At 63.3% G+C, this 10,616-nt stretch carries 9 protein-coding genes; 6 read left to right on the top strand and 3 right to left on the bottom strand.

Annotated elements, in window-relative coordinates:
• Positions 1–148: 148 nt before the first annotated feature.
• From glcF to glcD, 3 genes are read right to left on the bottom strand one after another with little or no spacing between them, the layout of a single operon-like run.
• On the bottom strand, positions 149–1,366 hold the full coding sequence (gene glcF / locus PSTU_RS0114225) for a glycolate oxidase subunit GlcF (RefSeq protein ID WP_019341697.1): 1,218 nt from the start codon (positions 1,364–1,366) through the stop codon (positions 149–151).
• Positions 1,367–1,369: 3 nt separating this feature from the next.
• Positions 1,370–2,428: a glycolate oxidase subunit GlcE gene (glcE, locus tag PSTU_RS0114230; RefSeq protein ID WP_019341698.1), complete on the bottom strand. Its 1,059-nt coding sequence runs from the start codon at positions 2,426–2,428 to the stop codon at positions 1,370–1,372.
• Positions 2,428–3,927, bottom strand: a complete 1,500-nt coding sequence (gene glcD, locus PSTU_RS0114235) for a glycolate oxidase subunit GlcD (RefSeq protein ID WP_019341699.1) — start codon at positions 3,925–3,927, stop codon at positions 2,428–2,430. The genes glcE and glcD overlap by 1 nt, the downstream gene beginning before the upstream one ends.
• 233 nt (positions 3,928–4,160) lie before the next feature.
• On the opposite strand from glcD, the gene glcC reads away from it, so the two are divergent.
• The 6 genes from glcC to PSTU_RS0114265 all read left to right on the top strand — a co-directional run bounded on the left by glcC (position 4,161) and on the right by PSTU_RS0114265 (position 10,547).
• Positions 4,161–4,931: a transcriptional regulator GlcC gene (gene glcC, locus PSTU_RS0114240; RefSeq protein WP_019341700.1), complete on the top strand. Its 771-nt coding sequence runs from the start codon at positions 4,161–4,163 to the stop codon at positions 4,929–4,931.
• A gap of 403 nt (positions 4,932–5,334) precedes the next feature.
• The gene (locus tag PSTU_RS0114245) at positions 5,335–5,874 is read left to right on the top strand and encodes a chorismate--pyruvate lyase family protein (RefSeq protein WP_019341701.1); all 540 of its coding nucleotides are present in this window, start codon (positions 5,335–5,337) and stop codon (positions 5,872–5,874) included.
• A 53-nt stretch (positions 5,875–5,927) separates the two neighbouring features.
• Entirely contained in the window at positions 5,928–6,824 is an 897-nt protein-coding gene (gene ubiA, locus PSTU_RS0114250) for a 4-hydroxybenzoate octaprenyltransferase (protein WP_019341702.1), read from the top strand.
• A 214-nt stretch (positions 6,825–7,038) separates the two neighbouring features.
• A complete protein-coding gene (gene phoB, locus PSTU_RS0114255; RefSeq protein ID WP_019341703.1) occupies positions 7,039–7,728 on the top strand; it encodes a phosphate regulon transcriptional regulator PhoB in 690 nt (229 codons plus the stop codon).
• A gap of 80 nt (positions 7,729–7,808) precedes the next feature.
• Positions 7,809–9,110, top strand: coding sequence for a phosphate regulon sensor histidine kinase PhoR (phoR, locus tag PSTU_RS0114260; protein ID WP_019341704.1), 1,302 nt, complete (start codon positions 7,809–7,811; stop codon positions 9,108–9,110).
• A 96-nt stretch (positions 9,111–9,206) separates the two neighbouring features.
• The gene (locus PSTU_RS0114265; RefSeq protein ID WP_019341705.1) at positions 9,207–10,547 is read left to right on the top strand and encodes a hemolysin family protein; all 1,341 of its coding nucleotides are present in this window, start codon (positions 9,207–9,209) and stop codon (positions 10,545–10,547) included.
• Positions 10,548–10,616: the final 69 nt, after the last annotated feature.

Below are 10,616 nucleotides of genomic sequence, written 5' to 3' on the forward strand. Positions count from 1 at the left end.
GGCCGCTTTCCCCTCACCCTAACCCTCTCCCCAGCGGGGAGAGGGGATGGTTGCGCCGTGCCGTGGCCAGCACCACGCCGAATGCGCGCACGCGCCGCCTTGCTCCCTCGCCCCTCTGGGGAGAGGGCCGGGGTGAGGGGTGGTCGGGTCACCCCATCGCCTCCTCGACGATCTCGATCCAGTGCCGCACCGGCGTGCGGCCGGCACCGTCGAGGTGTGTCTGACAACCGATGTTGGCGGTGACGATCACTTCCGGCTGGCCGCTTTCCAGCGCATTGAGCTTGTTGTCGCGCAACTGATGGGAGATTTCCGGCTGGGTGATCGAATAGCTGCCCGCCGATCCGCAGCACAGATGCGCATCCGGCACCGCGGTAAGGTGGAAGCCGAGCCGGGTCAGCACGTCTTCGACCGCGCCGCCGAGCTTCTGTGCGTGCTGCAGGGTGCAAGGGCAATGAAAGGCCATGCGCTTGTCGGTCTCGACCTTCAGTCGTTCCAGCTCGGCGCTGCGCATCACCTCCACCAGATCCTTGGCCAACGCGCTGACCCGCGCGGCCTTGGTCGCATAGGCCGGGTCGTTCCGTAGTAAATGACCGTAGTCCTTGATGAAGGCGCCGCAACCACTGGCCGTCTGGACGATGGCTTCAGCACCGCCCTCGATGGCCGGCCACCAGGCGTCGATGTTGCGCCGTGCGCGGTCGAGGCCCGCTTCCTGAGCGTTCAGATGATAGTCCACGGCACCGCAACAGCCCGCTTCACGCGCGGTCATCACGCTGATACCCAGGCGATCGAGCACGCGTGCTGTGGCAGCGTTGGTGTTGGGCGACAGGCTCGGCTGCACGCAGCCTTCGAGAATCAGCACGCGACGCGCATGCACGGTCTGCGGCCGTGGCTTGGCCGGGGTGACCTGGCGCGGCATGTGCGCTTTGAGCGTCGCCGGCATCAGCGGACGCAGCGTATTGCCGGCGCCCAGCAAGGCCTTGAACAGCCCGGGGCGCGGAATCACCGTGCGCAGGCCGGTGCGCAGCAGCCGTTCGCCGGTCGAGCGCGGCACCTGCTGCTCCATGAAGTCGCGGCCGATATCCAGCAGGTTGTGGTACTGCACGCCGGAGGGGCAGGTGGTTTCGCAGTTGCGGCAGGTCAGGCAGCGATCCAGGTGGGTCTGGGTGGCCTCGGTGACTTCGCCGCCTTCGAGCATCTGCTTCATCAGGTAGATGCGCCCACGCGGGCCGTCCAGCTCGTCGCCGAGCAGCTGATAGGTCGGACAGGTGGCGTTGCAGAAGCCGCAGTGCACGCAGGAGCGCAGGATGCTCTCGGCTTCCTCGGCGCGCGGGTGAAGTTTGGCTTGTTCACTCAGATTAGTTTGCACGGCTTAAACCTCGGAATACATGCGGCCGGGGTTGAAGATCCCCTGCGGGTCGAGCGCGCTCTTGAGCTGGCGGTGATAGCGCAGCAACGGCTCGGCCAACGGCTGGAACGGGCTCGCCGTGGCGCCAGCGGTGAAACAGGTGGCATGACCTCCCACTTCGCTGACGATGGTGCGAATGGTCTGTGCGTCGGCATCGGACTTCAGCCAGCGCTGGGCGCCAGCCCAGTCGATCAGCTGTTCGCCGGGCAAGGCCAGCACCGGAGTGTCGGTCGGCAACGACAGGCGCCACAGCGGGCGCGCGTCACTGAAAAAGCCCAGGCGCTGTTCGCGCAGTTCATTCCAGTAGCCCACGTCCAGCGTCTCGCCACCGATCCGGTCGCACGCGGCGTTCACCGAACCTTCGCCGCCTTCCAGACGTAAATGCAGCGCCTGACCGTCATGACTCGCCGCCGTAATCGGCACCGGTTGCTGCCCCCACTCGGCGAGTTTCAGCAGTGCGCGATCGACCGGCATCTCGACCCGCAGGCTGCGGCACAGGCGCGGCTTGGGCAGCACCTTGAGCGAGACCTCCGTGAGCACGCCAAGGCAACCAAAGCTTCCGGCCATCAGGCGTGACAGGTCGTAGCCGGCAACGTTTTTCATCACCTCACCGCCAAAGCGCAAGTGCTTGCCATGGCCGGTAATGACCCGAGTACCCAGCACGAAGTCCCGCACCGAGCCAGACCAGGGCCGACGCGGCCCGGACAAGCCCGCCGCGATCATGCCGCCGACCGTAGCGCCTTCGCCCAGATGGGGAGGCTCGCAGGGCAGCATCTGATTGGCCTCGTCGAGCGCCGCTTCCAACTCCGCCAGTGGCGTGCCGGCGCGAACGCTGATCACCAGCTCGGTCGGGTCATAGGTGACGATGCCGCGATGGGCACGGGTGTCGAGCAGCGTGCCCTGGACCTCGTGGCCGAGGAACGCCTTGCTGCCGCCGCCCTGGATGCGCAGCGGGGTGTTGCTGGCCAACGCCTGGTTGACCTGATCGAGCAGCTGCTGGCTGTCGTCGAAGGAAACCGTCATCAGAAGCGCTCCAGTTCGGGGAAGGGCAACTGCCCGCCGTGGACGTGCATGCCGCCGAATTCAGCGCAGCGGTGCAGCGTCGGAATGTTCTTGCCGGGATTGAGCAAGCCGCTGGGGTCGAACGCCGCCTTCACCGCATGGAACAACGTCAGCTCGTCGGCGTTGAACTGGGCGCACATCTGGTTGATCTTCTCGCGACCGACACCGTGTTCACCGGTGATCGAGCCGCCGACCTTCACGCACAGTTCGAGAATCTTGCCGCCCAGCGCCTCGGCGCGCTCCAGCTCGCCTTCGGTGTTGGCATCGAAGAGGATCAGCGGGTGCATGTTGCCGTCGCCGGCGTGGAACACGTTGGCCACGCGCAGGCCGTACTCCTCGGACAGATCGGAAATACCTTTGAGCACGCCCGGTAGCTCGCGCCGTGGGATGGTGCCGTCCATGCAGTAGTAGTCCGGCGAGATGCGCCCAACCGCCGGGAAGGCGTTCTTGCGGCCGGCCCAGAACTTGACCCGCTCGGCCTCGTCCTTGGCCAGCCGCACCTCGGTGGCGCCTGCCAGCTTGAGCACTTCACCCACGCGGGCGCAGTCCTCGTGAACGTCCGCCTCAACGCCATCCAGCTCGCAGAGCAGAATTGCCTCGGCGTCCACCGGATAACCGGCACGGATAAAGTCTTCGGCGGCGCGGATCGACAGGTTATCCATCATTTCCAGGCCGCCCGGGATGATGCCCGCGGCAATAATGTCCCCCACCGCGCGACCGGCCTTTTCCACCGAATCGAAAGCGGCCAGCAGCACCTTGGCCACCTGCGGCTTGGGCAACAGTTTGACCGTCACTTCAGTGACGATGCCGAGCATGCCTTCGGAGCCAGTGAACAGCGCCAGCAGGTCGAAGCCCGGCGAATCCAGCGCGTCGGAGCCCAGCACCATGCGCTCGCCCTCGACGGTGAGGATCTCGACTTTCAGCAGGTTGTGCACGGTCAGGCCGTACTTCAGGCAGTGCACACCACCGGCGTTCTCGGCAACATTGCCGCCAATCGAGCAGGCAATCTGCGAGGACGGATCCGGGGCGTAATAGAGGTCATAAGGCGCCGCCGCCTGGGAGATCGCCAGGTTGCGCACACCCGGTTGCACGCGGGCGAAGCGACCGGCCGGGTCGACTTCGAGGATCTTGTTGAAGCGCGCCATCACCAGCAGGATGCCCTGCTCCAGCGGCAACGCACCGCCCGACAGCCCGGTTCCGGCGCCGCGCGCCACCACTGGTACGCCACGCGTGTGAGCGATTTTCAGTAGGGTTTCGACCTGCTCGATGCGCTCGGGCAGCACTACCAGCATCGGCGTGGTGCGATAGGCGGACAGGCCGTCACACTCGTAGGGCTTTAAGTCTTCGCCGCGATGGAGAATGTCCATGTCGGGCAGTTGTGCCTGCAGTTCGGCCAGCAGTGCCGCCTTGTCGACCTTGGGCAGCTCACCGTCGACGCGTTCGTCGTAGAGGATATTCATGGCATTCGGCGCTCTCGTTTTTTCACCGCGTGCACGGCCCGCTGCGGTGATTTGACGCATCATTAGCCCGACACTGCCCTGCCGTCCACTCGGAAAACCACTGGTCCTACCAGTTTCTTTCATACGCCTTTCAACGATAAAGCCAACAAGCACCGAACATCGGGCGCTTTAGCGAAGCACACAGGGCCTGGTGTACGATTCGCTCCAACTGGTCCTACCAGTTAGGGAGCCTTATGTTGATTGAAAATATTCAGGACCGCCGCAAGTTGGCGGACGTTGTAGCAGAGCGTATAGAACGCCTGATTGTGGATGGCGTGTTGAAGGTCGGGCAGGCGCTGCCATCGGAACGGCGCCTGTGCGAGAAGCTAGGGATTTCACGCTCGGCATTGCGCGAAGGCCTGCGTGTGTTACGCGGTCGCGGCATCATCGAAACCGCGCAGGGCCGTGGCTCGCACGTGGCTAGACTGTCCGGCGTACAGGATGCCAGCCCGCTGATGCACCTGTTCAATTCGCAACCCCGCACGCTTTACGATCTGCTCGAAGTGCGCGCCCTGCTCGAAGGCGAATCAGCCCGCCTGGCCGCTTTGCGCGGTACCGACGCCGATTTTGTTCTGCTCCGTCGACGCTACGAGGAAATGCTGGCGGCGCATACCGAAGAAGCGGCCGACCCGCGCGAACATGCGCGCCTCGACCATGCCTTCCACCTGGCCGTCAGCGAGGCCTCGCACAACCCGGTGCTGGTGCACACCCTGCAGTCGCTGACCGACCTGATGCTCTCCACCGTTTTCGCCTCGGTGAACAACCTCTACCACCGGCCGATACAGAAGCGGCAGATCGACCGCCAGCACTCGCGGCTGTTTCATGCCATCACCGAACGCCTGCCGGATCAAGCCCAGCGCGCCGCGCGTGACCATATCCACAGCATTCGTGACAACCTCAAGGAGATCGAGCAGGAGGAGCAACGGCTGGTGCGGGCGACCATGCGCCTGGAAGGGTGGGCGTAATAAACGCCAGCTGGACGCCGAGAGATGCGAGGCGAAAGCGTCTAAATCCCCAGCGCCAAGTGCCTCCGAAAATAATGCGGAGTCCGTAAGTACGCGCTCCAAACAACCAGCGAGCGGAACGCTCAATGATCAAGGTGCCGCTAGCCTTCGCCACCGCCATGCCCGCGGCCGGCATGAGCCTGCACAGCCTCGCCTCCCAGCAGAACACCCAGGGGGCCCGGACCGGCGAATCGCGGGCGCGGCCCGTTCCTGCATTTGCTTTTGCATCCAGCTTGCAGATGGGACGTCAGTATTCAAGTGACCAGCATCCGGTGTCGCCGGGCTTTCCACGCTGCGCTTCCAGCCCGCTCCCCACGCCTTTCTTGCTAGACTCGCCGCTTCTTCCCGCTATTCGTTACCGCCCGTGCCCGATTCTCAAGCCTGGCTGCCTGCCGACCGCCTTTGCACCCCGCCCACACCCGATCTGCATGACTGGCTCTACGTCGACAGAGGGTCGCTCACCCGTCGCCTGACTGACTTGGCCAACGGCGCATTCAGCGTCGAGCCTCTGAATGAAGGCTGGCAGGCCATGCGCGCTGACGAATGCGCCGCGTTGGGTGTGGCCGAAGGGAGTGAGGGCTGGATTCGCGAGGTCTACCTTTGCGGCCACCATGAAACTTGGGTGTTCGCCCGCAGCGTTGCCGCCCGCCACGCGCTGGAACAATCCGGACTGGATTTGCCACACCTGGGCAGCCGCTCTCTCGGCGAGCTGCTGTTCAGCGACCCGGCTTTCAGTCGCGGTCCACTGCAAGCACGTCGATATCCCGAGGCATGGCTGCCGCAGGAGGTGCGACAGGCGCAGCTCTGGGCGCGCCGCTCCTGTTTCAGCCAGGGCGACCTGCGCGTACTGGTCGCTGAGGTGTTTCTGCCGGCCCTGTGGCGGGCCGCACGGATCACGACCTGAACCCGGCCCAAACTGACCCCGCCACCGCTTACCCCGAACGGAGACCCTCGCCGATGTTCCAGAAGCTTCTGCAATCGAGCAATCGCCTCCATCCGCGCGCCTGGGATTTCATCCAGCTGATGCGTCTGGATCGCCCGATTGGAACCTATCTGCTGCTGTGGCCGACGCTCTGGGCCCTGTGGATCGCTGGCGAGGGCTCGCCCAGTGTGAAAAACATCGTCATCTTCGTGCTCGGCGTGGTCTTCATGCGCGCCGCCGGCTGCGTGATCAACGATTTCGCCGACCGCAACCTGGACGGGCACGTCAGCCGCACCAAGGGCCGTCCGTTGGCGACCGGCAAGGTCACCTCGAAGGAAGCCTGGATTCTTTTCGCCATTCTCGTCGCACTGAGCTTCGGCCTCGTCCTGCTGACCAACGCGGCCACCATCTGGCTGTCGTTTGGTGCACTCGGTGTCGCGTCGCTCTACCCCTTCATGAAGCGCTACACCTACTACCCGCAGGTGGTGCTCGGCGCAGCCTTTTCATGGGGCATGCTGATGGCCTTTACTGCCGAACGCGGCGAACTCCCTCCGGAAGCCTGGCTGCTGTTCATCGCCAACGTGGCCTGGACCGTGGGTTACGACACCTATTACGCCATGGCCGACCGAGAGGACGATCTGAAGATCGGCATTAAATCCACCGCGATCCTCTTTGGCGAAGCCGATCGGGTCATCATCGCCACGCTGCAGGGCCTCGCCCTGTTCTGCCTGATTCTCGCTGGCGTGCGCTTCGAACTCGGCCAGTGGTTTCACCTTGGGCTGACCATCGCTGCCGTTTGCTTTGCCTGGGAGTTCTGGAAAACCCGCTCGCGCAAGGCACAGGTGTGCTTCCAGGCTTTCCTGCATAACCATTGGGCGGGATTGGCGATTCTTGTGGGGATCGTCCTGGATTACGCGACGAAGGTGGGTTGATCGCTGAAGGCCGAAGGCAAACAGGGCGTCGCGGATAGTGCGCAAAAGCTGCCGCGATCTTGCAAGACGCTTTCCTCGCTCAGCCTCGGACCTACGGCGCTTTTATCGGCTTACTGAACCTCTAACGGCCCGCGCTCTGATCGGCTTTTGTCACATCCCTGCAACATTTCCGTTATCTAATGCCGAGCGACAATAAAACGGACCGAGAGCGGACATGAACGGCAAATGCATACTGATCGTTGATGACGAAGCGCCGATTCGGGAAATGATCGTGGTGGCGCTGGAGATGGCCGGCTACGAATGCCTTGAAGCGGAAAATATCCAGCAGGCGCATGCGCTGATCATCGATCGTCAACCGGATCTGATCCTGCTCGACTGGATGCTGCCCGGCACCTCCGGTATCGAGCTGGCACGACGCCTCAAGCGGGACGAGATGACGGCCAACACCCCGATCATCATGCTGACCGCCAAGGATGCCGAGGACAACAAGATCCAGGGGCTGGAAGTGGGCGCGGACGACTACATCACCAAGCCTTTTTCGCCCCGCGAACTGGTTGCGCGCCTGAAGGCCGTGCTTCGCCGCGCAGGCACCAGTGACAACGAAATGCCCATCGAGATCGGTGGCCTGCTGCTGGACCCCATCAGCCATCGGGTCACCATCGACGGCACGCCGGCGGACATGGGGCCAACCGAATACCGTTTGCTGCAGTTCTTCATGACTCATCAGGAACGCGCCTACACCCGCGGCCAGTTGCTCGATCAGGTCTGGGGCGGCAATGTATACGTCGAGGAACGCACCGTGGATGTGCACATCCGGCGCTTGCGCAAGGCCCTGGGCGAGACCTATGAAAACCTGGTGCAAACCGTGCGCGGCACCGGTTACCGTTTTTCCACCAAGAGCTGAACAAGCCGCAACCGCCGAGCGTCAGCTGGCGTTGTAGATCCATTCTGGCCGGCCTCAAGCTGCCTCAAGGAGCGTTAGCGGTGAATCAAGACTGGCAAGGCGCTCTGGTGCGCCGCCTGCTGTTGATACTGGCTGGATGCCTGCTGGCCGGCCTGGTCACGGGTGAATATGCCTGGGCCCTGGTGATCGGACTTACCGGTTACCTGGGCTGGACCCTGCACCAGATCCGCCGCTTGCTGCTGTGGGTGAAGAGCGATCAGGTCGACCAGCCGCCGCCGGACGGCCACGGCATCTGGGGCGAAATCTTCGACAATCTGTACCAGCTCCAGCGCCGCGACCTGCGCCTGCGCGGCCAGCTGCAGTCGGTGATCGACCGGGTCCAGGGCTCGACCACCGCGCTCAGGGATGCGGTGATCATGCTCGACAGCGACGCCAATCTCGAGTGGTGGAACCCAGCCGCCGAGCGCCTGCTGGGCCTGAAGAAACCACAGGACACCGGCCATCCGGTGACCAACCTGGTGCGCCACCCCAGCTTCAAGGAGTACTTCGATAAAGGGCGTCATGAAGAGCCACTGGAGCTCTCTTCTCCCGTCAATGATCGCCTCTGGCTGCAGGTCACCATTACCCGCTACGGCAACAGCGAACACCTGATGGTGGTGCGCGACATCACCCGCATTCACCAACTGGAGCAGATGCGCAAGGACTTCGTCGCCAACGTATCCCACGAGCTGCGCACGCCGCTGACGGTGATCGCCGGCTACCTGGAAACGATGCTTGAACATACCGACGAAATGCCACCGCGCTGGCCGCGCGCCCTGAATCAGATGAGCCAGCAGGCCGGGCGCATGCAGCTCCTGCTCAACGACCTGTTGTTACTGGCCAAGCTCGAGGCGTCCAATCCACCGACCAACACCCAACCGGTGCCCATCGCCGATCTGCTGCAGTCAATCAGGGCTGATGCCCAGGCATTGTCGGCCGAGCGCAACCACCGGATATCCCTTGAGGCGGATCCGACGTTGATGCTCAAGGGCAGCGAGAGCGAATTGCGCAGCGCCTTCTCCAATCTGGTATTCAATGCGGTGAAATACACACCAGACAATGGTGAGGTGCATGTTCGCTGGTGGTGCAACGAGCATGGCGCCCACCTGGCGGTGCAGGATTCCGGCATCGGCATCGAGTCCAAGCACCTGCCGCGGCTGACCGAGCGCTTCTACCGAGTCGATTCCAGTCGCGCCAGTAATACCGGCGGCACCGGCCTCGGCCTGGCGATTGTCAAACACGTGTTGCTGCGGCATCAGGGCCGCCTGGATGTGAACAGCACACCAGGCAAGGGCAGCATTTTCACCTGCCACTTCCCGCTGTCGCAGGCCACGGTAAGGTAGTTCCGCGACCGTCTGGCACCCGGTCGCTGGCCGGCTTCTTGAAATAACCCCGAGCCGGCCCCATCCTTGGGGCCTCTGCCACTACCTGACACATCAATGGACCCCTCCCCCAGCTACGCCGCTTCTTCCTACTTCGCCGACTTCGGCATGATTCTCTTTGCCCTGTTCCTGGTATTGCTCAACGGATTCTTCGTGGCCGCCGAGTTCGCCATGGTCAAGCTGCGCGCCACCAAGGTCGAGGCCATCGCCAAGCAGCATGGCTGGCGCGGGCACATCCTGCGCAAAGTGCATAGCCAGCTGGACGCCTACCTCTCAGCCTGTCAGCTGGGCATCACCCTGGCCTCGCTCGGCCTGGGCTGGGTCGGTGAACCGGCCTTCGCGCACCTGCTCGAACCGCTGCTCGCCGCGCTGGGTGTCGAGTCGCAGGCGGTAGTACACGGTATTGCCTTCTTCACTGCGTTCTTCATCATTTCCTACCTGCACATCGTTATTGGCGAGCTGGCGCCCAAGTCCTGGGCGATCCGCAAGCCCGAGCTCTTGTCGCTGTGGACGGCCGCACCGTTGTACCTGTTCTACTGGGCCATGTATCCGGCGATCTACCTGCTCAACGCCAGCGCCAACGCCATTCTGCGCCTGGCTGGCCAGGGTGAACCGGGCAGCCACCATGAGCACCACTACAGCCGCGACGAGCTGAAGCTGATCCTGCATTCGAACCGAGCGCTGGACCCGGCCAACCAGGACATCAAGGTCCTGGCTTCGGCGGTCGAGATGAGCGAACTGGAGGTGGCCGACTGGGCGAACTCCCGTGAGGACCTGCTGCAGCTGGAACACAACGCCTCGCTGCCCGACATTCTTGATCTGATCCGGCGTCACAAATACAGCCGTTACCCGGTGTATGACAGCGAGCAGGGAGACTACATCGGTCTGCTGCACATCAAGGATTTGCTGCTGGCGTTGGCCAGCGACGACCAGCTGACCCAGCATTTCGTCCTCGACGATCTGCTGAGGCCGCTGGAGCGGGTGCCGCGTCATCTACCGCTGAACGCGCTGCTGGACCAATTCCGCCAGGGCGGTGCGCATTTCGTGCTGGTTGAAGAAGGCGATCACAAGGTGGTCGGCTTCCTGACCATGGAGGATGTGCTGGAAGTACTGGTGGGCGATATTCAGGACGAACACCGCAAGACCGAGCGCGGCATCCTCGCTTATCAGCCTGGCAAACTGCTGGTGCGCGGCGACACGCCGCTATTCAAGGTAGAGCGGCTATTGAATGTCGATCTCGACCACGTCGAAGCGGACACCCTTGCCGGCCTGATCTACGAAACCCTGAAGCGGGTTCCAGAGGAAAACGAAGTACTGTTCGTCGATGATCTGCAGATTGTCATCAAGAAAATGCGCGGCCCGAAAATCGTACTGGCCAAGGTGCTGAAGCAGGAGTAAGACGGCTGGTCGTAGGGCGGGTGAAACCCGCCGGACGTTCGGAGATAGCAGCCGTGATCGGCGGGCGGG

Origin of the sequence: Stutzerimonas stutzeri SDM-LAC (assembly GCF_000235745.1) — a bacterium.
In the GTDB taxonomy this organism is placed as follows: domain Bacteria; phylum Pseudomonadota; class Gammaproteobacteria; order Pseudomonadales; family Pseudomonadaceae; genus Stutzerimonas; species Stutzerimonas stutzeri_H.

Bases quoted from the DNA above. Each gene is read 5' to 3' on its own strand.
- glcE (WP_019341698.1), bottom strand. From the start codon at position 2,428: ATGACGGTTTCCTTCGACGACAGCCAGCAGCTGCTCGATCAGGTCAAC.
- glcD (WP_019341699.1), bottom strand. From the start codon at position 3,927: ATGAATATCCTCTACGACGAACGCGTCGACGGTGAGCTGCCCAAGGTC.
- glcC (WP_019341700.1), top strand. From the start codon at position 4,161: ATGTTGATTGAAAATATTCAGGACCGCCGCAAGTTGGCGGACGTTGTA.
- ubiA (WP_019341702.1), top strand. From the start codon at position 5,928: ATGTTCCAGAAGCTTCTGCAATCGAGCAATCGCCTCCATCCGCGCGCC.
- phoB (WP_019341703.1), top strand. From the start codon at position 7,039: ATGAACGGCAAATGCATACTGATCGTTGATGACGAAGCGCCGATTCGG.
- PSTU_RS0114265 (WP_019341705.1), top strand. From the start codon at position 9,207: ATGGACCCCTCCCCCAGCTACGCCGCTTCTTCCTACTTCGCCGACTTC.